General features: G+C 62.6%; 21 protein-coding genes and 1 pseudogene. 11 read left to right on the top strand and 11 right to left on the bottom strand.

Annotated features, from left to right (window positions below; translation table 11 throughout):
* The 4 genes from N5J73_RS05940 to N5J73_RS05925 form a co-directional block, all read right to left on the bottom strand.
* Window positions 1–771 (bottom strand): ABC transporter permease (locus tag N5J73_RS05940; protein ID WP_279940723.1); only part of this gene is annotated, 771 nt, incomplete at its 3' end.
* Window positions 755–1,588 (bottom strand): ABC transporter ATP-binding protein, encoded by an 834-nt coding sequence (locus tag N5J73_RS05935; protein WP_049447912.1) that lies wholly within the window; start codon window positions 1,586–1,588, stop codon window positions 755–757. The genes N5J73_RS05935 and N5J73_RS05940, both read right to left, overlap by 17 nt.
* 14 nt (window positions 1,589–1,602) lie before the next feature.
* Window positions 1,603–2,661 carry an ABC transporter substrate-binding protein gene (locus N5J73_RS05930; RefSeq protein ID WP_049447990.1) on the bottom strand — a complete coding sequence of 353 codons (1,059 nt, stop codon included), beginning with the start codon at window positions 2,659–2,661 and terminating at the stop codon, window positions 1,603–1,605.
* A gap of 75 nt (window positions 2,662–2,736) precedes the next feature.
* Window positions 2,737–3,858, bottom strand: a complete 1,122-nt coding sequence (locus N5J73_RS05925) for a 4-oxalomesaconate tautomerase (protein WP_049447911.1) — start codon at window positions 3,856–3,858, stop codon at window positions 2,737–2,739.
* 109 nt (window positions 3,859–3,967) lie between these two features.
* Here N5J73_RS05925 and N5J73_RS05920 point away from each other — a divergent pair, with 109 nt between their 5' ends.
* Window positions 3,968–4,870 carry a LysR family transcriptional regulator gene (locus N5J73_RS05920; RefSeq protein WP_010485668.1) on the top strand — a complete coding sequence of 301 codons (903 nt, stop codon included), beginning with the start codon at window positions 3,968–3,970 and terminating at the stop codon, window positions 4,868–4,870.
* A 390-nt stretch (window positions 4,871–5,260) separates the two neighbouring features.
* On the opposite strand, the gene N5J73_RS05915 is transcribed toward N5J73_RS05920, so the two are convergent.
* A complete protein-coding gene (locus N5J73_RS05915) occupies window positions 5,261–5,905 on the bottom strand; it encodes a LysR family transcriptional regulator (RefSeq protein ID WP_239508830.1) in 645 nt (214 codons plus the stop codon).
* A 151-nt stretch (window positions 5,906–6,056) separates the two neighbouring features.
* Here N5J73_RS05915 and N5J73_RS05910 point away from each other — a divergent pair, with 151 nt between their 5' ends.
* The 7 genes from N5J73_RS05910 (at window position 6,057) to N5J73_RS05880 (ending at window position 13,929) form a co-directional block, all read left to right on the top strand.
* Window positions 6,057–7,613: an MFS transporter gene (locus N5J73_RS05910; RefSeq protein WP_049447910.1), complete on the top strand. Its 1,557-nt coding sequence runs from the start codon at window positions 6,057–6,059 to the stop codon at window positions 7,611–7,613.
* Between the two features lie 233 nt (window positions 7,614–7,846).
* Window positions 7,847–8,047: a hypothetical protein gene (locus tag N5J73_RS05905; RefSeq protein WP_143568500.1), complete on the top strand. Its 201-nt coding sequence runs from the start codon at window positions 7,847–7,849 to the stop codon at window positions 8,045–8,047.
* 241 nt (window positions 8,048–8,288) lie between these two features.
* The gene (locus N5J73_RS05900; RefSeq protein ID WP_049447909.1) at window positions 8,289–9,575 is read left to right on the top strand and encodes an HlyD family efflux transporter periplasmic adaptor subunit; all 1,287 of its coding nucleotides are present in this window, start codon (window positions 8,289–8,291) and stop codon (window positions 9,573–9,575) included.
* A 2-nt stretch (window positions 9,576–9,577) separates the two neighbouring features.
* A complete protein-coding gene (locus N5J73_RS05895; RefSeq protein ID WP_049447908.1) occupies window positions 9,578–11,728 on the top strand; it encodes a peptidase domain-containing ABC transporter in 2,151 nt (716 codons plus the stop codon).
* The gene (locus N5J73_RS05890) at window positions 11,664–12,827 is read left to right on the top strand and encodes an MvdC/MvdD family ATP grasp protein (protein WP_141097634.1); all 1,164 of its coding nucleotides are present in this window, start codon (window positions 11,664–11,666) and stop codon (window positions 12,825–12,827) included. Before N5J73_RS05895 ends, N5J73_RS05890 begins: the two co-directional genes overlap by 65 nt.
* 131 nt (window positions 12,828–12,958) lie before the next feature.
* Window positions 12,959–13,150: a hypothetical protein gene (locus N5J73_RS05885; protein ID WP_141097635.1), complete on the top strand. Its 192-nt coding sequence runs from the start codon at window positions 12,959–12,961 to the stop codon at window positions 13,148–13,150.
* Between the two features lie 74 nt (window positions 13,151–13,224).
* Entirely contained in the window at window positions 13,225–13,929 is a 705-nt protein-coding gene (locus tag N5J73_RS05880; RefSeq protein ID WP_049447906.1) for a hypothetical protein, read from the top strand.
* Between the two features lie 2 nt (window positions 13,930–13,931).
* Here N5J73_RS05880 and N5J73_RS05875 read toward each other — a convergent pair whose 3' ends face one another.
* The 4 genes from N5J73_RS05875 to N5J73_RS05860 all read right to left on the bottom strand — a co-directional run bounded on the left by N5J73_RS05875 (window position 13,932) and on the right by N5J73_RS05860 (window position 17,271).
* Window positions 13,932–14,465: a DUF6622 family protein gene (locus tag N5J73_RS05875; protein ID WP_049447905.1), complete on the bottom strand. Its 534-nt coding sequence runs from the start codon at window positions 14,463–14,465 to the stop codon at window positions 13,932–13,934.
* A gap of 99 nt (window positions 14,466–14,564) precedes the next feature.
* The gene (locus N5J73_RS05870; protein ID WP_049447904.1) at window positions 14,565–15,398 is read right to left on the bottom strand and encodes a trypsin-like serine protease; all 834 of its coding nucleotides are present in this window, start codon (window positions 15,396–15,398) and stop codon (window positions 14,565–14,567) included.
* Between the two features lie 83 nt (window positions 15,399–15,481).
* Window positions 15,482–16,357 carry a methylenetetrahydrofolate reductase gene (locus N5J73_RS05865; protein ID WP_164078463.1) on the bottom strand — a complete coding sequence of 292 codons (876 nt, stop codon included), beginning with the start codon at window positions 16,355–16,357 and terminating at the stop codon, window positions 15,482–15,484.
* Window positions 16,357–17,271, bottom strand: a complete 915-nt coding sequence (locus N5J73_RS05860; protein ID WP_049447902.1) for a LysR family transcriptional regulator — start codon at window positions 17,269–17,271, stop codon at window positions 16,357–16,359. Before N5J73_RS05860 ends, N5J73_RS05865 begins: the two co-directional genes overlap by 1 nt.
* 75 nt (window positions 17,272–17,346) lie before the next feature.
* On the opposite strand from N5J73_RS05860, the gene msuE reads away from it, so the two are divergent.
* Genes msuE through N5J73_RS05845 form a run of 3 tightly spaced genes read left to right on the top strand, consistent with a single transcriptional unit; the run spans window position 17,347 to window position 20,042 of the window.
* Window positions 17,347–17,934: an FMN reductase gene (gene msuE / locus N5J73_RS05855; RefSeq protein ID WP_049447901.1), complete on the top strand. Its 588-nt coding sequence runs from the start codon at window positions 17,347–17,349 to the stop codon at window positions 17,932–17,934.
* 56 nt (window positions 17,935–17,990) lie between these two features.
* The gene (locus tag N5J73_RS05850; protein ID WP_279940719.1) at window positions 17,991–18,968 is read left to right on the top strand and encodes a DUF1852 domain-containing protein; all 978 of its coding nucleotides are present in this window, start codon (window positions 17,991–17,993) and stop codon (window positions 18,966–18,968) included.
* Between the two features lie 39 nt (window positions 18,969–19,007).
* Window positions 19,008–20,042, top strand: coding sequence for a methionine synthase (locus N5J73_RS05845; RefSeq protein WP_049447899.1), 1,035 nt, complete (start codon window positions 19,008–19,010; stop codon window positions 20,040–20,042).
* Here the strand turns inward: N5J73_RS05845 and N5J73_RS05840 are convergent.
* Complete coding sequence (locus tag N5J73_RS05840) at window positions 19,999–20,571, bottom strand: hypothetical protein (protein WP_226053474.1); 573 nt, start codon at window positions 20,569–20,571, stop codon at window positions 19,999–20,001. The genes N5J73_RS05845 and N5J73_RS05840 overlap by 44 nt on opposite strands.
* A gap of 78 nt (window positions 20,572–20,649) precedes the next feature.
* Window positions 20,650–21,464: pseudogene (locus N5J73_RS05835) on the bottom strand (trypsin-like serine protease).
* Between the last annotated feature and the right edge of the window lie 82 nt (window positions 21,465–21,546).

Below are 21,546 nucleotides of genomic sequence, written 5' to 3'. Positions count from 1 at the left end.
GGTGGCCTGTGCCTGGGCGTTGGGGCGCCAGGTGATCAGCTTGTTCTCGACCACGTCCAGCAGGGCGTCGATGACCAGCACGAAGGCGGCCAGGATGATGATGCCGGCAAACACACCCACCGCATTGAAGTTGCCCTCGGCCTGCGCGATCAGGTAACCCAGGCCCGCCGAGGCGCCGAGGTACTCACCGATGATCGCGCCGACCACCGCAAAGCCGACCGAGGTGCGCAGCGAGGACAGGATCCAGCTTGCCGCTGCCGGGAAGTAGACATGGCGCAGCAGGTCGCTGCGGCTCGCCCCGAGGATGCGGGCATTGGCCAGCACTACCGGGTTCACCTCACGCACGCCCTGCATGGCGTTGAAGAACGTGGTGAAGAACACCAGCGTGACCGCCAGCGCCACCTTCGACCATAGGCCCAGGCCCAGCCACAGCACGAAGATCGGCGCCAGAACCACGCGCGGAATCGCGTTGAAGCCCTTGATGAAGGGATCCAGGATGCGCGCAGAGCGCCGGCTCAGGCCGAGCCAGACACCGCCAGCCACGCCAAGGCCGGTACCGATGATGTAGCCCAGCGCGGTTTCGGTCAGCGTGATGTAGACATGCTGGTAGAACGAGGTATCCGACAGCCAGGTCCAGGCCTGCTGCACGATCGCCGTTGGCGAGGGGAAGAAGAACGGATCGATCACGCCCAGCGCGATGCCGCCTTCCCAGCCACCGAACACGGCGATCACCAGGGCCAGCTGGATGAACTTGTCAGTCTTGGCGTGCATAGCTCTTCTCCACTTCGCCGCGCAGGCAGGCCCAGATATCGCGGTACAGGTCGGTAAAACGGTCATCCAGCTTGATTTCGGCCACGTTGCGCGGCCGTTCCAGATCCACATCGAAACTGCGCACAACACGGCTGGCCGGGCCGGAGGACAGCACCACCACGCGGTCTCCCAGGGCGATGGCTTCTTCCAGGTCATGGGTGATCAGGATCACCGAGCGCCGGTCTTCCTGCCACAGCCGCAGCAGCTCGTTCTGCATCAGGTGGCGGGTGTGGATGTCCAGCGCCGAGAAGGGCTCATCCATCAGGATCACCTTCGGCTCGACGATCAGCGCCTGCGCCATCTGCACCCGCTTGCGCTGGCCACCGGACAGCTGGTGGGGGTAACGATGCTCGAAGCCGGTCAGGCCGACCTTGGCCAGCCACGCATTGGCTTTGGCCTTGCGTTCGGCCTCGGGCACGCCGCGGAAGCGCAGGCCGAGTTCAACGTTCTGGTAAGCCGTCTTCCACGGCAGCAGCGCGTCCTGCTGGAACAGGTAGCCGACCGATTCCTGCACACCACTGACGGCGCGGCCGTCGATGCTGACCTGGCCGGAAGACGGCTTCAGCAGGCCCGCCACGGAATTGAGGATGGTGCTCTTGCCGCAGCCGGTGGGCCCGACGATGGCAAGGAACTCGCCGTCACCCACCTGGATGTCGACATCACGGACGGCGGTGAACTCGCCGAAGGACATGGTCACCTTGTTGATGGCGACCATGGTCTGTGCAGGCTCCAGCTGCGGTGCGCCATTGAACTGGCGCACGGTGGCATTGAGGGCCATGGGGTTACCTCCGCTTACGGTTGGGCGGCCGGCGCCGCAGCGTTGGCACGCTCGACGAAGGCATTGGTGTAGGTCCTGGACAGGTCGATGTTGGCCTTGGCCACATCCGTATTGAATTCACGCAGCACCTTCAGTGGCGTCTCCAGGTCGGCCGGCGTGAAGCGGCCATCCCGGGTGAAGATCGCGCGGGCGTTCTCCACCGCGCGGGCATAGGTGGTGCGGTCGCCGGAGACATAGCTGTCCGGCAACGCCGCAACAATCTCTTCGGCACTGTTGTCGGCGATGAACTTCAATGCCATCTGCTCGGCACGGGCAATTTTCTCGGCCGCCTCCGGGCGCTTGTCCAGGAAACTCTGGTTGGCGTACATCACCGAGGTCGGGTACAGGCCGCCGTAGACCTGGCGGGCGCCGTCGTCGCTGCGCGCGTCGAGGATGATCTTGCCGACCTTGCGTTCGGTGATCAGGGTGGCGGCAGGATCATAGTTGACCAGCAGGTCGATCTTGCCCTGCTCCAGCGCCGCGACCGCTGCGGCGCCCGAGCCGACGCCGATCAGCGAGATGCTGTCAGCCGGAATATCGTGCTGGGCGAGGAAGTGACGGACGAAGAAATCCGACGATGAGCCCGGTGCGGTGATGCCGACCTTCTGGCCCTTGATGGTGTCCGGGCGGGCCGGATCGAAGGTGGCATCCTCGCGACCGGCCATCACCAGGCCCGAATTGCGCGAAAGCAGCACGAAGGCGACCACATCCTTGCCCTTGGCCTGCATCTGGATGGTGTGGTCGTAGAAGCCAACGGCCACATCGGTGGAGTTGGCCACCAGCGCCTGCAGCACCTTGGAGCCGCCCTGCGCGAAGTTCTCCGTCTTTACTTCGAGACCGACGTCCTTGAAATAGCCCTTGGCGTCGGCAATGAAGAACGGAAGGTTGTTGAGGTTGTAGGAACCGACGCTGATGCGCACCGGCGCGTTGTCAGCGCTGCCCGTGGACGCGCCTTCCGCGCGGCCGCTATTGCTGCATCCGGCCGCGGCCAGCCCGGCCGCGCACAGCGCGACCATCAGGAACTGCTTGTACATCATCCCTCCCAGGAGTGAAGCATCTACGTTGTGGTGGTGGGCAGGCACGCCTGTGCCGACCCGACCGGTTTCAGATCATGCCGCTGACGTCCATTGGCGGGCTTGGGTGGCACTGGCCGCGGCGGGCGCGGGCGATGTCGCGTATACGCGCCCCTCGAACAGGCGGCGCGCAGTGCGAACCACGCTGGCAATCACCGGCGAATCGCCCGAACTGCGACTGAGGCCCACCTCCAGGGCCCCGCTCGGATGTTCGAGGGTAATGCTGCCGGGAACGGACAGGCATCCGACCAAAGTGTGGGCCAGCGTGCCCGGCGTGACGGCGGCGGTGGCCAGGCCGACCGCGCCGGTAATGGCCAGTGCAGTGTGGCATTGGTGCGGCATGAAATAGCGCACCTGCAGATCGCCCCCATGTTGCGCCGCCGACAGCAGCACCGGCTTGGGAATGACCTTGTTGCCAGCGTCGGCGATGCCCATGCGGGCGCCCGCCTCGATACGCAGCGCTTCGAGCCGCGTCAGCAAGGCGCTGTTCGCATTCAGCTCAGCGGGCGACGCATCGCCGCTCACGCCCAGGTCTTCGGCACGCACCAGCATCATCGGCATGGCGCAGTCCACCAGACTGACCGGCACGCCATCGATGGTGTCCTGCGCGTGGCCGCTCGGCAGCAGCTTGCCGGTGCGGGCGCCTGCGGCATCAAGGAAGGAGAGCCTGACCGGCGCGGCCGATCCCGGCGTGCCGGCAATACGCGTATCGCCGCGGTAGACCACATTGCCGCCCGGCGTTTCCACGGTGGCAATGATCAGTTTGCCGGTGTTGACGTTGTGGATGCGCACCTCGGTCCGCGGATCCTGCGCCTGCACCAGCCCACGCTCGATGGCATACGGGCCCACGGCTGCCAGCATGTTGCCGCAGTTAGGGGACGTATCCACCACCTGCTGCTCCACCCGGACCTGGGCGAACAGATAGTCCACGTCGGCGTCCGCCCGGCTCGAGCGGTCGATGATGGCCACCTTGCTGGTCAGCGCGTTGCCACCGCCGATGCCGTCGATCTGCAACGGATGGCCCGAGCCCATCACTTCCAGCAGCAGGCGATCGCGTTCGGCGGTGTCCGCCGGCAGATCGCTAGCCAGGAAGAACGGGCCCTTGGAGGTGCCGCCGCGCATGAGCACGCAGGGAATGCTGAGCAGATCGTTGGACATACGTGTGCTAGATTGATGCGTATAGGGGATGAATGGCCCCTCTGTGATTCGATACTGGCATGACCCCAATTGATCTGTGAATTGCTGATTTTTGGATGATTGATACCTGATGAGCATCAATTGTGAAATCCTGGATCTGCGCGCGTTCCTGCTGGTGTCGGAGACCCGCAGCTTCCACCGCGCCGCGGAAATCCTGCATGTGTCCCAGCCTGCACTCAGCCGGCGGATCCAGAAGCTGGAACAGGCCGTGGGTTCGCCGCTGCTGGAGCGCACCACGCGCAGCGTCAGCACCACCGCCGTCGGCGAGAACCTGCTGCCGCTGGTGCGCCGCATGCTGGAAGAGTTCGATGGTTCGCTGTTCTCACTGCGTGGCCGGGAGGACACCCGCGGCGCCACCGTCACCATCGCGTGCCTGCCTACGGCGGCGTTCTACTTCCTGCCCAGCGTGATGGCACGTTTCCACGAAGCTCATCCGAACGTGCGGTTCCGCATCCTCGATATCCCGGCCACCGAAGGCCTGCAGGCGGTAGAGCGCGGCGAGGTCGAATTTGGTATCAACTTCATGGGCGCCAACGACCCGAATCTCGACTTCGACGTGCTGGCCGAGGATCCGTTTGTGCTGGCGTGCAGGCGCGATCATCCGCTGGCCCGCAAGCGCAAGGTTGAATGGGCCGATCTAGCCGAGCACCAGCTGATCACCGTGCATCGCACCAGCGGCAACCGCACGCTGCTGGACGGCGCGTTGGCGCGCGAGAACCTCAAGCTGAGCTGGCACTACGAAGTGACCCACCTGTCCACGTCGCTGGGCATGGTCGAGGCAGGTATCGGCGTGTCGGTGCTGCCGAAGATGGCCACGCCGGACGGGGATCACCCCACCCTGGTGACACGTGCCATCGGCAACCCGGTGGTATCGCGCACGATCGGCATCGTCCGCCGCCGGGGCGCCCTGCTCTCGCCCACCGCCGAGCGGTTTCTTCAGATGCTGATGAGCCAGTGGCGCGGGGAGGCTTGAGGCCCTTGCGTGGCAGTAGCGCGGTGATCCTGCCTCTACTTTAGGTTGCGCCATGATGCTGCTCAGTACGCAGCCAACCCCGTTGACCAGCGTCATTTTCTCGCCGGCATCCGTTGCCGCGCTTCACGAAGCGTAGCGGTCGGTCGCGGACCTTCAACACGCCGCACTGAGTGCACGGACCGAACACGCGCCATCACCAGCGCCAAGCAACTGCTCCTCCAACGCCTCGATCGCAGGCGTCCGGACGGCCGAACTGCGCATCAGCCGGAAGCTCGCAGCGGGTAGCGCAGGAAGCCCCAATCCCCCGCCCGGAACGACCAGGCCATCCTGGACGTCATCCTGCAGAGCGACAGTGATGGCGAGTCCGGACTTTGCAGCCGATCGCAGGCCCTACTGGCTGGCCGAGGTAAAGGTGACGCGCCACTCCAGGCCGGCGTCAACAAGTGCTTCAATACACACGTCCCGGTGCGTGCACGGGCTGGGTGCGAGTGCGAGCGGCAGCGCCTTTTCCGGTTCGTGTTCGAATCCCGAACCGATGGCCCAGACGAAACGTGTCCGCTTCAGAAGCGGCCACTCAACGTCCTCTTGCAGGAACAGATTCACTGCCAGGTCGAGTGTTCCCGCCTGTATCTGTTCGCTCAGTGCCCCATAGGACTCCACGGTGACATCCAGCCGAACCGCGGGGAATCTGCGGGAGAAGCGCGACAGCATTGCGGTCAACCGGTCGCCGGCATAGGTCTCGGGCACACCCAGGCGCACCGCCCCGGTAACGGGAGCCTTCTGGAACCGGCGAACCAGCAGGCTCTGGGCGGCAAGGATCTGCTCCGCATGGCGCAGGAAATCCTCGCCGTCTTCGGTGAGCGTCACGCTTCTGGTGGTCCGCTTCAGCAAGGCGCTGCCCGCCTGCTCTTCCAGCTTCCGGATCTGATGGCTGATGGCGGATTGGCTGAGGTTCATGCGCTCCCCCGCCTTGGTGAAGCCGCCGGTGTCTACGACAGCAACAAAGGCGCGCAGCAGGTCGGGGTCAAAGAACACAGGAGCAATTCATGATGAAGATTGATCAACTCTATTAAATCAAATCATTTTTATCATCCACGAAGGACCTCCAAGATGGCGCCTCACTCGACACGCGCAGCTTCATTTGACCTTGCCGCGCATCAGAGCCCGGACCTGCCTGAGGAGACCCATGACTTCCCTTTCACCTGCTGTGCGAGACAGCCTGACGCTTTCTGCGGCATGCCTGGCTTCCCTGATGTTCGGGCTGGAAATCTCGAGCGTGCCGGTCATCCTGCCGATTCTGGAGGCCGAGCTTGGCAGCAGCTTCAGCGGCCTGCAGTGGATCATGAATGCCTACACCCTCGCCTGCACGACGGTGCTGATGGCGGCCGGCGCACTGGCGGATCGGTACGGGCGCAAGCGCATCTTCGTGATCAGCCTGTTGCTGTTCGGCATTACTTCCCTGGCCTGCGGCCTTGCACGAAGCGGAACGGCGTTGATCGTGGCCCGATCGTTGCAGGGCGCAGCCGGAGGCGCAATGCTGGTCTGCGTGTTTACGGTGCTTTCCCATCAGTTCAGTGACTCCGCACAGCGAGCCAAGGCCTTTGGCATATGGGGCGTGGTCTTCGGCATAGGGCTGGGTTTCGGGCCAGTCATTGGTGCTGGCGTCGTGGTCATCAGCAGCTGGAGCTGGGTGTTCCTGGTGCATGCGCCCCTGGCAGTGGGCGCGACGGTTCTTGCCGTTCTGGGCATCCGCGAATCGCGGGCGCCAAGCCAACGGAAACTGGACCTTGCGGGGATCGTCTCGCTGTCAGTGGCCGTCTTTTCCTTTACCTGGTACATCACCCAGGGCATTCCTGCGGGCATTGGAAGTGCCTCTTCCATGGCGGCCGCTCTGATTGCCGTCATCAGCCTGGCGGTATTCATTGCGGTCGAGCGCAGGGTGCCGGACCCGATGTTCGATTTTTCCATCTTCGGCAACCGGCGCTTCTCGGGCGCATTGCTGGGCTCGATGGGCATGAACTTCAGTTTCTGGCCACTGATGGTGTACCTGCCCTTGTTCTTCCAGCATGGACTTGGCTACTCAAGCATCGCGACCGGCCTGTCCGTCCTGGCATACACATTGCCGTCGCTGCTGCTGCCGCCGTATGGCGAGCGTCTCGCGGTGCGCTACGGGCCCGAGCGCGTGATCCCTGCCGGGATGTTTGTCATGGGCGGCGGAATACTCATGATGGCGATCGGTGCAGGCGCGGAAAACGCGAGCTGGCTGACCCTGCTGCCAGGCTGCGTGCTTGCCGGCTCGGGCCTGGGGGTGATCAATACGCCCATCACCAACACGACGACCAGCTCCGTACCCAGCGATCGCGCCAGCATGGCGTCCGGCATGGACACCAGCGCCAGATTCATCAGCCTCGCCATCAACATCGCCGTGGCGGGGTTGATTCTGGTGAAAGGTACCTACTACGCACTTGAAACGAACCTGCCCAGAGGCGCCCCTTCGCATCTGCGGTCGCTTGCGGAGGGATTGTCCGCAGGTACTGCGCGCCTGGATGAGTTGGCGGTCACTGGCCAGGTGGTGTCCAGCGATGTTGCGCACCAGTCGCTGATCTTCGGCTACCAGCTTGCCATGGCTTACGCGGGCGTATGTGCCTGTGTCTTGGCCGTTGTCAGTGCGCTTGCGTTCCGGCGCGTTCGTCGCAGCGTCACGTCGTCCAGCAGGGAATCGAAAGTGTCAGAAGGTACCTGAGGATTGAGCAGAAGATGCTGCGCCCAAGCGTGCGACACCCCTACCCCCTGCTTCGTACAATCACTCAGCTTTACAGGGGGGAGGAGCAAGTTTCAAATACACATTCGCGAAGCTGGTCACGTCTATTGGCGGACGCATTCTCTCTGCACGGCCAGCCGATGACCGGCAACCCCACTGCCTGCACCTGCTCGCGGATCTTCAATGTATCTGAGGCCGAAGCAAGGTAAAGGTCGATGAAATCGATCTTTGCGGCAACGCCGGAAGCCAAGGTTCAGGATGAGGGGCTGGCGAAGGCCTTATCGCGCCGCGACGAACGCTCCCGCGAGGAAACCATCGATCTTCATTGCCAGGCACGTCATGGCAATTACGAGCGTCGACCAGTTCGGGCGCAGGATGCAGCATCGACTCGACAGGCCCCGCCAATGTTTCCCTAGGTACTCAGCACGATGGCGGGCGCGTTGCCGTCAACTTTTCCCCGTGGCTTTCAGCCTGGGAATTCCAATGGTCATGGATTACGAGTATCGCGAGCCAGCCTATCCCCGGTTGCTGTATCAGACCAAGGCCGAGTGCCTGGGCATGCCGTGCTGCAAATTGACAGCGTAGACGTGCGGTGATATCAAATCACGCAGATCACGGAAGTCATGCTGTCGCACCCCAGGCCTTAGAGGGCAATGGATGTCCGATGAGTTGTTCCGCAGGGAAGTACTCCAGGCAAAGCAGGACGAAAGGCTTGGAAAGATAGGGTTTCGCGCCCCTCGCGTCGGCTGGATATTCTTTGCCATTGGCGCCGCTTCCACCATAGCCATCCTCGGCTTGCTGATTGCAGGCCGATATACGCGGCATGAGCGTGTGCACGGCACCCTGGTCCCTGACAGCGGATTGATTGCTGTAAGCGTCGCCGGGCCCGGTGTTGTTTCCCGGATCCTGGCGCATGAAGGGGATATCGTTGTCGCCGGCCAGCCGCTCGTCGAAGTCTCCATGCCGCAGGACAGCGTCGCGCTGGGCGAAACCCAGGCCCTCGTCGCCGAACAGCTCCGCGTCAAGCAGCAGGGCCTGCAGTCAGACCTTGTACTGCATCGTAGTCTGGGCGACATGCAGCGCCACGAGATACAGGAGCGCCTGCGTAACCTTCACTCACGGGCCGAGGAGAAGGCACGGCAGGCCGGGTTGCAGAAACAGCGTGCGGACAGTGCTGATGAGCTGTATCAGGAATGGCTGCGGGTCGAGAGTGCCGAGGTGATCAGCAGATACCAGATGCTCCAGCAGCGTGACAGCGTTCTGCAGCACCGTGCGAACCAGATTGAACTGGAGGCTCAGCGGCGGCTTCTTGTACAGCAGGCCGACGAGGCAACGTCTGCGCTTGCGCAGCTCGAGCCAACCCTGCGCGGTCAGGAAAACCGGACGCGTAGAGATGTGGCAGATGTCGAGCAATCATTGGCCGAGAACGCCGCAAGGGCCGCAGTCACGCTTCGAGCACGGGTAAGCGGAACCGTGACCAGTGTGCTTATCAAACCGGGGCAGGCAGTGTCTGCGGGTCAAACGGCACTCAGCCTCCTGCCTCACGACTCGGAGCTCGTGGCCGAGCTATGGGTGCCATCCAGTGCCATCGGCTTTGTCGATGCAGGAAAGCCCGTTGCCCTTCGCTATGAGGCCTACCCGTATCAGAAATTCGGTCAGCAGCGTGGGCGGGTGCTTTCGGTTTCGCGAAGCGCAGCCCCCCCTGATGCGCAGTCCCGCTTGCTGGGCACGGCAGTGGATGCGCCACGATACCGCGTTGAAGTGGCGCTGGAGCGCCAGGTGATGGCGGTGTACGGACGGAATGAATCATTGAAGCCCGGCATGGGGCTGGAAGCGGACATCAGCGTTGAGACCCGGCGGCTGGTTGAGTGGGTCTTCGACCCGCTCTATCGACTGGCTCAAGATCGTCCAGCAGTGGGCTCAGCGGACACCGACAGGCGATGAGCATGACTTCGTTTTCAGAATGGATGGCGTCGCGTCGATTGCCGATGATTCATCAGTCCGAAGCCGCGGAATGCGGCTTGGCATGCTTGGCAATGGTTGCCAATTTCCATGGGCATGAGCTGGACCTGTCCAGCCTCCGCCGAAGATTCGACTCTTCGCTGAAGGGCATGCATCTGGCAGATGTCATGCGGATCGCGGACGAGCTCGGATTCGAGTCAAGGCCCATCAAGGTGGATCTTGAAGATATCCCCAACGCCCAACTTCCCTGCATCCTGCACTGGGACATGACCCACTTCGTGGTACTGCGCCGTGTAAGCGGCAAAGGGCTTGAAATTCATGACCCCTCGCGTGGCATTCGACGTCTGACGCTGGCGGAGACTGGGCGGCACTTTACCGGCGTCCTGCTTGAACTGAGCCCGCGGGCCACCTTCAACCCCATCAAGGAGCGTCATTCAATCAGCTTGCAACGGCTGGCCGGAGATGTCAGCGGCTTGCCCGGGGCGGCATTGCAGTTGCTTGGCCTAGCATTGGCGATCGAGGTCCTGGCATTGACGCTGCCGTTCCAGGTTCAATGGGTGATTGATCATGTCATCCTCTCGACCGACAGAGGCCTGCTTGTGCTGATGGCACTGGGGTTCTCTGTCATCCTGCTTGTGTCGGCAGCACTGCAGCTTGTGCGCGCGTGGATCATCAGTTGGCTGGGGGCGGCGCTGAACACAGAATGGATCAGTAATCTATTCAGCCATCTGCTCCGGCTTCCCCTGTCCTTCTTCCAGAAGCGGCACATGGGTGATGTGCTATCGCGCTTCTCATCCGTGCATGCGATCCAGAACACACTGACGGGAAATTTCATCGAAGCCGTGCTCGATGGAGTGATGGGCACTCTGGCGCTGTTCGTCATCTGCCTTTACAGCGCGAAGCTCGCGCTACTGGTCTGCGCCGTTGTGGCGGTTTATACGCTGACGCGCTGGATTCTCTACAGGCGGCTCTGGCATCTGAACGAAGAGCAGCTGGTTTACTGGGCGCGCCAGCAAAGTGAGCTGATGGAATCGGTGCGCGGAATCCAGGCCATCAAACTTGGAAACAAGCAGGGCCTGCGGCGCGCTCGGCTCGCCAGCGCGACCATGGAGGCCAACAAGCGTGCGATGCAGGTGCAGCGATACACGTTGGGCTTCGGCGTCATGGGCAGCACGATTTCCGGGCTGCAGCGCGTGCTCATCGTGGCTCTTGGCGCACATCTGGTGATGTCGGGCAGCTTCTCTGCCGGCATGCTGGTTGCGTTCGTGGCGTATGCCGACCAGTTCGCACAGAAGGCCGGAGGGTTGGTCGACAAGATCGTCGAGTTCCGCATGCTGAGACTGCATGCGGAACGTATTGCTGACGTGGCGCTGGCAGAGGAAGAACAGAATGTCAGCAGTACGCACAGCGGCCGATCACCGAAGGCACGAATCCGCCTCAACAATATCGGATTTCGCTACTCCCAGTCGGATCCGTGGGTTTTCCGCAATGTCACTATCGAGTTCAAGGACGGCGAATCCGTGGCGATCATCGGTCCCAGCGGATACGGCAAGAGCACGCTTTCACGATTGATGGTGGGCTTGCTGGAGCCTACCGAGGGCTCGGTGGAGATTGACGGGGTGGATATCCGCTCATTCGGCCTTGCGTCCTACCGGGATCTGGTCGGTGTGGTCATGCAGGACGACACCCTCTTTGCTGGAACCATCGCAGACAACATTTCGTTCTTCGATTCAGATGGGACCATCGAGGCCATCGTGGAGGCAGCGACGATGGCCGGGATCCACGCGGACATCGTCGCATTGCCTATGGGCTATGAATCACTGGTCGGAGACATGGGGGCAGCGCTGTCCGGGGGACAACAGCAGCGACTTCTGCTTGCGCGCGCATTCTATAAGCGCCCGAAGATCCTCATCCTTGATGAAGCGACCAGTCATCTCGATGTCCGCACCGAGCGTGAAATCAACCACAACGTATCGAATCTCAGGGCGACCCGCATCATCTTCGCGCACCGCCAGGAAACCATCTCCAGCGCCGACCGCGTGGTTGACCTTACTTCTTTTATGAAGGTGGATGAGCGCTCTGGAAGTACTCATCCGCACCAACACCTTGAAGAAGGAGCCCGCAGTCTTGCCTGACAACTCAGCTCAACAGCCCTCCCCAGTGGCTCAACGCGGCGGTCCGCGGACCATTCTGATCCACACCGTTGAAGGTGACTTCCATGCGAAGGTTGTCGGGCATGCCCTTCGTGTCCGCGGCAATCGTGTGCTCGAGTGGCGAGGCGATCGCGTACCTGAAAGCAACACCAGCAGCCTTGCGTTCTCTGAAGGCACCTTGACCGGACGACTTCATACAGCCGGTGGTGACATTTCATCGGACGATGTCGATGTCGTCTGGTACAGAAGAAGGCGCATTATTTCGGCCCCATCCTATGTGGACCCGCTCGACCAGGAATTCGCCACAGAAGAATTGAGGATGGCCGAGCGATCGCATCCCGAGGCTTTCTCTCAAGCATTCTGGGTGAATCCTCACGCCGCTTCACTGCTCTGCGAGTCCAAGGTACGGCAACTCCGTTATGCGCTGGAATTGGGAATCGACATTCCTCGCACCCTTATCAGCAATGATCCCGGAGATATCCGCCAGTTCCTGTCGGAGGGCATCGCCTGCATCTACAAGCCGCTGGGTGGGTGTATCTGGAAAGAAGATGGCGTGGTTCGCAAAACGTACACCGCTGAGGTAGCTTTGGCGGACCTGCCCTGCGACCGTATCCTTAGAACAACACCCGGAATATTCCAGGACAAGGTCGACAAGCACTACGAAGTCCGTGCACAGTTCTTCGGTAAGAGTTGCTTTGCGGTCCGGATAGAATCATCGGCGCTGGAGAGTGGTGATGTTGACTGGCGGCTGGACCAGAACTCGATTACGCGTTGCGAACCAGCGATCCTGCCTGATGATGTCCACGCACGCTGCATTGCGTTGATGGCCAAGTTGGGAATTGTCAGTGGCGGATTTGATTTCATCATCACGCCCGAAGGCAGGTGGTGCTTCATGGAGGTCAATGAGGCCGGACAATTCTTCTTCATCGAGACGTGGTGCGCCGACCTGCCTGTTCTCGACGCGTTCTGCCAGTTCCTTGAGTATGGCAAGGCGGATTTCCGCTACACGCCACACAGCGATGCATTGACTTTGAATGGCATCACGGCCTCTGCTTTCGAACACGGCGTGATTTCGAAATGAATGAATGGTGCTTTGTCTGCGAGGTTGCAGACGCTCGGAACGAATGGTTGCCGCAGCCCGCGGCCCATCGTGGGTGCGGCAACTGCCGCACCGGACACGCGGCCTAGGCCGCTGACAACAAGGAGAAGTTCATGTTCAAGAAGTCAAACGTAGCGGGTGTTGAGGCATCCGAGAATCGTGTGCTCGGACGTATTCTTTCTCGTGAAGAGGTGCTCCGGGTGAGTGGTGGCAATGGTACGAGCCAGCCAACCGACTCCTGGAAGGACGGCGGCAATTGCACACCAAAGAGCGACCCGCCGACGACCCACCCCGTAATTGAGTAATCGCCACTTCGGCGCTTGAGTCTGGCGGCAGGGCTTCCCTGCCGCCAGCAGTTCCTGACTCTGCGAGGTCAATCATGTTCAGGGTTTGCTTTTTGATTTTGCCAGCCTTTCTCTGGGGAGGCGGAGTTGCGGAAGCCGCTCCTTTGCCAACACGGGACGCGTACATAGAATTCCTATGGACAAAGACCCCAGAAGGTGCGCTTGCCCGGCAGGAAACACGCTCGTTCGCACTGGATGGACAGTTTGACCACCAAGTCTGCTTCGCTATTCTGAACGCCGACATCGAGGTCAAAAGTATTGAGCTACGCGCGATGGATGCTGACGGCAAACAGCTCGTGAGCACGCGCTTCAACGATGCAGATGGACGCAAGCGATGTGTCCCGGCCGAGTTCCCGGCCGGCGCACCGGCCGGGAAGTGGACCTATCAGGTCAGGGTGAACGGACAGGACCATGTCGTGGGATCTCAAACCGTTGATGTGTTTCCGACGGTCGATGCACTCATTTCAGACATTGCACCTGACATGCCCTATGTCCTCGGTCGGCCCAACTACGATTCGTCAATAGCGCCTGATCAGTTCAATGGCGAATTGGAGTGGATCATGCACATACGACGGGATGGAACTGTAAGCGCTGTAGATATAGATCGGGCGGAGGGCGCAGGGATAGCGATGCGTCCCCGTGCTGTGGAAGCTGGACTTATTTCCTTGTTTCCTCCTGATGAAGGACGCGAGCCGAGTGCCACCTTCAAGCGGCACCTGTCTTTCCGGCCTGACAAATAACTCTATGGGTGGGCCGATGCTGACCTTTCGGCCGATTCCGCGCCTCGTCGCAGCGAGGCCAGGTAGCGGCAGTACTTGCCAATGAAGAGACCGGTGAATCCACCCGACAACAGCAGGTAGGCGGCACTGAAGCCGGCATTGGCGGGCAGCGACGGCGATACCGCAAATGCGACTTCGAACCCGTACTTCACCAGGAAGGTGACCAGCAGCAGCGGCAGCAGGCTGAAGTCCGCACTGCGCCAGAGCTTGCCGGTGCTGCGGTCCAGCGTCAGCTTCAGTCGATTCAACAGCAGCCAGCCAAGCGCAGCGCCCGTGGCAATGCCTGCGAGCCACTCGCTCCAGGCGATCAGCGACGCGCCGAAGCGATGGCTGATCGACCACGCACCCCAGACGGCAAACAGGGCGGGCACGATCGCCAGCTTCTGCAGCGAGGTCTCGGCCGGCTTCATGGCGGCGATGCCACGGGTGATCAGGAAGGCCAGGAGCAGCCAGACCCAGATCGGCGTCTGCGAGGCGAGGTGCTGGAGCATGTTCATGAGCGGTCCCCTTGGTGAGTGGTGGCTGAGTGGTGGCGAGGTGCCCTCGCCTTGGCGCTCACTATTCGCTTCCGCCCGGGGTGTAGCCAGTGACAGCTGTCAGTCTTCGGGTGTTACTGGACGATAATCTGGCGCACTCAGGGTGCTCTCGATCCAATCCACATAGCGCGACACCCGAACGTTGTGCACCACCTGACCATAGAAACCTGCCTCAAGGGCATGCTCGGGAACGGCGGTAATCCAGGAGCCCAGGCCGACCAGCTGCCAGACGCCGCGATCCTTGATCACCAGTGGGCCGCCACTATCGCCGCTGCCCAACACGCCTTCAAGTGGAAGTCCCTGTGGCGGGGCATCGAACCGATACCAGAGATAACGATCGTTTCCGCCGGTAATAGCGTTGTACGCCCGCCGCAAAGTGGTGCGATGCGGCCCGCCCGGCAACAGTCCAACCGATCCATTGCCGGTGGCGCCCTTTCCGACCAAGGCGGCGACCTGCGCGACCTCGGCAGTGCCGCGATAGAGCGCTACGGGCTGCACATCGTTCACGGGGGTGGCGAGCCGGATCAATGCAATGTCATCCGACCCGGCCAGGAAAGCGTGGATCTTCGCAGGACTTCCCGTTGCCAATGCCTCCTTGCCCAAGGCGTCAGGCATTCTCCGGTAACCAGGATGCAGGAATACGCGTTCCACGCCGTAGCCCTTCCCATCGATGGTGATGGTCTGCCCCATCCCTTCCATCGGCGCGGCGTGTGCCGCTGTCAGCACCCAGCTGGGGGCGATCAGAACGCCCTGCCCTTCGCCGGGCATGTCGGCCAGGGCCGGAAACTCGGATCCGCCGATCCGGTATCGATCATCGTCAACGTCGTGGCGGATGACTACAGCGCTGGCAGCGAACGGCAGCGCAGCAAGTGCCAAGAACAACCAGCGAATCATCGGCGCTTCATCCTTGCGGTCAGTGGCTGCAGCCTAGCCGAACACAACCGGCGCAGGGACGGCATGCGACCAAGCCGCGGCATTCAACGACGAACCCGGGGAAACGGGCCCCGGAGCCGGTACCGCTCAATCCAATCCAGTGACGGCGCGATGCCGCCGAACGGGAACAGGTGCGGGCTGATCATGCCATGAGCGTCGGTCAGCCCCTGCACGAGACGGTCGACAAACACCTCCGGCCCTGCCGTTCCCAGCAGCCGGCCGATCGAGATGCCGTACCTGGCCAGCATCGATGCACTTGCGCCCACGCCGCACATCGCGGCGTAACGCACCAGCCGCGCAATGCTTGCTGGCCCCGGCACACCGACCAGCACCGGAACGTTGATGCCACGAGCGCGCAGTACAGCCAGCCAAGCAAGCACCATATCGGCATCGAAGGCGAACTGGGTGATGATCAACGGCGCCATTCCGCGCGCTTCGATGGCCTGGCACTTGCGTTCAAGCGCCTGCCAGCGATCGTCACTGCTCATCACTGGATGGCCTTCCGGGTGTCCGCCGATACCCACGACTCTGATGCCGAAACGCTCAAGAAGTCCGGTCTCGATGATCGAAGCACTGTCAGCAAACGGCCCGGCAGGCGTGGCGAGGTCACCGGCGATTACCAGGCATTGTTCGACACCGGCCTCGCTCGCAGCACGCTCCAGGAACCGCTCGAGTACCGCACGCGAGCCGATGCGGCGCGCAGACAGATGTAGCATCGGCTCAAAGCCGAGCGCGCGCACCATGCGCGCGGCAGCCAGGCGTGCGTCGTCATCCTCACTGGCCAGGTAGGGAATGGAGATCGTCGTGCCATGCGGTACGCGGGCGGCCTCCGCGCGCAGCGCGGGCATGGCCTTCGCGCTGACCTCCAGTGAAAAGGTGTTGATGAAGGCTTCCGTCCGCAGTGATCCAGATGCAGGCATCAACGGGCTCCGCTTGCATTGCCGGCAAGCGGCGAGCTGTTACGGGCCAGTTCAATGAAGGACTGCAGGTAGTCGATGCCGGTATCCGCCTCGCGTGCACCCAGATAGATCTGCTTGGGGATACCTTTGGCACCCAGGCGCACGGGCACCACGTCCATGCGCGCGGCGTACTCCTCCACCAGCCAGCGCGGCATGGCGGCCACGCCGCGGCCGCTGGCCACCATCTGCATCATGATGTCGGTGGTTTCAATGGCCTTGTGGCGGCGCGGTGTGATGCCAGCCGGCAGCAGGAACTGGTTGTAGATATCCAAGCGCTCGAACGGCACCGGGTAGCTGATCAGCACTTCCTGGCCGAGCTGGCGCGGCTTCACGTAATCCACCTTGGCCAGGGCGTGGCTCTTGGCCACCACCAGCACCTGCTCGTAGTCGAACACCGGGATGAACTTCAGGCCCGGCTTCAGCAACGGATCGGGGGTGACCAGCAGGTCGATTTCGTAGCCGAACAACGCGCCGATGCCGCCGAACTGGAACTTCTGTTTGACGTCCACATCCACGTCCGGCCACGCGGCCAGGTAAGGCGAGACGATCTTCAGCAGCCACTGGTAGCAGGGGTGGCACTCCATGCCGATGCGCAGGGCGCCACGCTCGCCCTGTGCGAACTGGCCCAGCCGCTCCTCGGCCAGGTCCAGCTGTGGCAGCACCCGGTTGGCAACCGCCAGCAGGTACTGCCCGGCCTGGGTCAGCCGCAGGCTGCGGCCTTCGCGCAGCCAGACATCGGTGCCAAGCTGCTGCTCCAGCTTTTTCATGCTGTGGCTGAGCGCCGACTGGGTCAGGTTGAGCACGCCGGCCGCAGCGGTGAGCGAGCCCTGCTGCTCGACCTGCTGCACGATACTGAGGTGGATCCGCTCCAGCATGATGATGAATCCCGCTCATGGATTGGTGAAGTAATACCATTTTACGTCATGGAAGGGCGTGGCTAGCATCGGGTCATGCTTTCACCTACCCGCCCCCTTCGAATCGTCGCCGTTTCCGGCGGACTGCAGCGCCCCTCCAAGGCCGCCACCCTGGCCGAGCATCTACTGGGCCTGATCGGCGAGGAGACCCATAGCGAGCAGCACCTGGTTGAACTGGGCGAACTGGCCCCGCAGCTGGCCGGTGCGCTCTGGCGTTCGCAGCTGCCCGACATCGTGGAACGCCAGTTGGCCGCCGTCGAGCAGGCCGATGTACTGGTGGTGAGCACGCCGGTCTATCGCGGCTCGTACACAGGGCTGTTCAAGCACTTCTTCGACTTCGTCCATCAGGACGCACTGGTCGACACCCCCATCCTGCTGGCCGCCACCGGCGGCAGCGAGCGCCATTCGCTGGTGATCGACCATCAACTGCGCCCGCTCTTCAGCTTCTTCCAGGCGCGCACCCTGCCGCTGGGTATCTACGCCACCGACCGCGATTTCGCCGACGGCCGCGTGCACAACGATGCCCTGATCGAGCGGGCACGGCTGGCGGTGCGGCGGGCCATGCCACTGCTGGCCCTGCCCCGCCATCGCACCGCCGCACCTGAGACCGCCGCAGCACTTTGAATGCCGGATGCCTTCGCCCGCATCCGGATGTCGCCCCGCACTACGGAACGCCTCACATGACGACCGACACCTTCACCTTCAGCATCACGCGCATCCCCTTCAACGAGGATTACCAGCCCGCCGATGGGACGCGCATCACCACCAATTTCGCCAACCTGGCCCGCGGCGCGGCGCGCCAGGAAAACCTGCGCAACACGATCAGCATGATCAACAATCGCTTCAACGATCTGGCGCACTGGGACAACCCCAGCGCGGACCGCTACGCGGTCGAGCTGGACATCATCTCGGTGGAGATGCACATCGACGGTGCCGATGGCAGTGATCCGTTCCCGCTGATCGAGGTGTTGCGACCGACCATCGTCGACACCCGCACCGGTGCCCGCACCGAAGGCATCGTCGGCAACAATTTCTCGTCCTATGTACGCGACTATGATTTCAGCGTGGTGCTGCCGGCCAGCAACGAGGGCAAGACCACCTTCGGCATTCCGGAGGGATTTGGCGACCTGCACGGCAAGCTGTTCAAGCATTTCCTGGAGTCTGACGCCTACCGCGCCAACTTCAGCAAGGGGCCGGTGATCTGCATCAGCGTTTCCAGCAGCAAGACCTATCACCGCACCGAGAACCATCACCCGATCCTGGGCGTGGAATACCGCCAGGGCGAGTTCTCACCCACTGACCAGTACTTCGACAAGATGGGCCTGCAGGTGCGCTACTTCATGCCGCCGGGCAGCGTTGCGCCGCTGGCGTTCTATTTCCAGGGCGATCTGCTGGGCGATTACTCGAACCTGGAGCTGATCGGCACCATCAGCACCATGGAAGCCTTCCAGAAGATCTATCGCCCGGAGATCTACAACGCCAACTCCGTGGCCGGCAAGGTCTACCAGCCGAGCCTGAAGCACCAGGACTATTCGTCCACCCGCATCGTCTACGACCGCGAAGAGCGCAGCCAGCTGGCGGTCAAGCAGGGCAAGTTCACCGAAGAGCACTTCATCAAGCCGTACCGCGCCGTGCTTGCGCAGTGGGCTGCCCGCTGAGCCATCGATTTCCCATTCGCCCCCAGGAAACAAGACGCAATGTCGACGAAGAAACTGCTTCCCACCTCCACCGCAGGCAGCCTGCCCAAGCCATCGTGGCTGGCCGAGCCCGAGAAGCTCTGGTCACCCTGGAAGCTGCAGGACGACGGCCTGATTGAAGGCAAGCAGGATGCACTGCGCCTGTCCCTGCAGGAACAGCAGCACGCCGGCATCGATATCGTCAGCGACGGCGAGCAGACCCGGCAGCATTTTGTCACCACCTTCATCGAGCACCTCAGCGGTGTCGATTTCGAGAAGCGCGAAACGGTCCGCATCCGCAACCGCTACGATGCAAGCGTGCCGACTGTGGTTGGCGCCGTCAGCCGCCCGAAACCGGTGTTCGTCGAGGATGCGAAGTTCCTGCGCCGGCAGACCACGCAGCCGATCAAGTGGGCACTGCCCGGCCCGATGACCATGATCGACACGCTGTATGACGCCCACTACAAGAGCCGTGAGAAGCTGGCGTGGGAATTCGCGAAGATCCTCAACGAAGAGGCAAGGGAGCTGGAGGCCGCCGGCGTGGACATCATCCAGTTCGACGAGCCCGCCTTCAATGTGTTCTTCGACGAAGTGAACGACTGGGGCGTGGCCGCGCTGGAACGTGCGATCGAAGGGCTGAAGTGCCAAACGGCGGTGCACATCTGCTACGGCTATGGCATCAAGGCCAACACCGACTGGAAGCAGACACTGGGCTCGGAATGGCGACAGTATGAAGAATCGTTCCCCAAGCTGCAGACCTCCAGCCTCGACATCATCTCGCTGGAATGCCAGAACTCGCACGTACCGATCGACCTGATCGAGCTGGTGCGTGGCAAGAAAGTGATGGTGGGCGCCATCGATGTGGCGTCCAGCACGGTGGAGACCGCCGATGAAGTAGCCAACACCCTGCGCAAGGCCCTGCAGTTCGTGGATGCCGACAAGCTTTACCCGAGCACCAACTGCGGCATGGCGCCGCTGGCCCGTGAAGTGGCACGGGGCAAGCTGCGTGCGCTCAGCGAAGGGGCCCGGATCGTGCGTGAGGAGCTCTCGGCGTAGTCCTGGCTGGGGATGTGTTCCCGTTTCGGCGCGGGGAGGATGGAACCTGGCCGGGTACAGACCAGGTTCCACCTCGTCCCTGCACCTCGGGCCTGGCGGCCATCATGCGCGGCCTTGGTGCCAGCGCTTCCTTGATCCGCCCCATCTCCCCTGCCCCGGCTTCAGCCAGGCGCCGGGCCTGCTGCCGCTGCTCCCGCGTCAGCAGCTGCGAGGGCACGGCGCCCGCGCCGGGCGCAACAGCCACCAACCGCGCCACCGCATCGCGCAGAGGCAACTGCGGGCAGAGCCGTGCAGCACACCAGCGCTCGGCGTAGCGCTTGGCCTGACGGGTGCTGGTGGCGGACACGACCTTGGCCTGTGACATCTTGCGTGCGTCCAGGTACAGGCGGAACCCGAGCGCGGCATGCGGCACGATACGGGCCACCGAACGGCCGTTCCACCACAGATCCCAGCGCTCGCCGCTCTGCACCCACCCGGATGGCCGGGAGGCGGTCATGCACGCAGGGAATTTGAACGAAGAAGAGGCCATGGCGGGAAGGATACGAACACCCGTCGCATGACTTGAGACCGGGCGAACACCTGCGCGGAAGGCTGCCCGGATGCACCATTAACGTGACGCATCACGCTCGATGATGCTTTCGATCCAGTTGAGGTAGCGGGACACGCGGACGTTGTAAACCACCTGGCCATAGAAGCCCGCCTCTAGCGCATGCTCGGGAACGGCGGTGATCCAGGAGCCGAGGCCCACCAGCTGCCAGGTCCCTTCCTTACTGATCAGCAGCGGGCCGCCGCTGTCGCCGTTGCCGAGCACGCCCTCAAGGGGAAGGCCCTGCGGAGGTGGATCGAACCGGTACCAGAGATAGCGCGTGTTGCCGCCGGTGATCGCGTTGCAGGCTCGCCGCAGCGTCGTACGATGCGACCCGCCGGGCGCCAGCCCCACGGCACGTTGCCGGTGGCGCCTTTCCCTATCAGGGAGGCGACCTGCGTGACCTCGTCGGCGCCACGGTAGAGTGCGACCGGCGGCACACCGCTCACCGGGGCGGCAAGTCTGATCAGTGCAATGTCGTCCGACGCTGCCAGAAACGCATGGATTTTCGATGCGCTCCCGGTTGCCATCGCTTCCTTGCCCAGCGCCTCGGGCATCCTCCGGTAGCCGGGGTGCAGGAAGACACGCTCGACGCCGTAGCCCTTCCCATCGATGGTGATCGTGGCATCCATCCCCTCCATCGGCGCGGCATGCGCGGCAGTCAGCACCCACTGCGGTGCGATCAGGACGCCGTGCCCCTCGCCCGGCATGTCTGCAAGTGCCGGGAACACCGATGCGTCGATCCGGTACCTGGCATCGTCAACATCATCGCGGATGACCACGGCACCGGCGGCGAACGGGAGCGTGGCCAATGCCAGGAAAATCCAGCGGTTCATGATTGCTTTCATCCTTGCAGTTCAATCACAACAGCCTAGGGGATATCCCTGCAATACGGGGAGATCGTGCGACCACTCCCGG

It is taken from the genome of Stenotrophomonas sp. GD03654, from assembly GCF_029845105.1.
Lineage (GTDB): Bacteria > Pseudomonadota > Gammaproteobacteria > Xanthomonadales > Xanthomonadaceae > Stenotrophomonas > Stenotrophomonas africana.
Note: the sequence above shows the minus strand (reverse complement) of the source record. Positions and strands in the feature narration are given on the sequence as shown.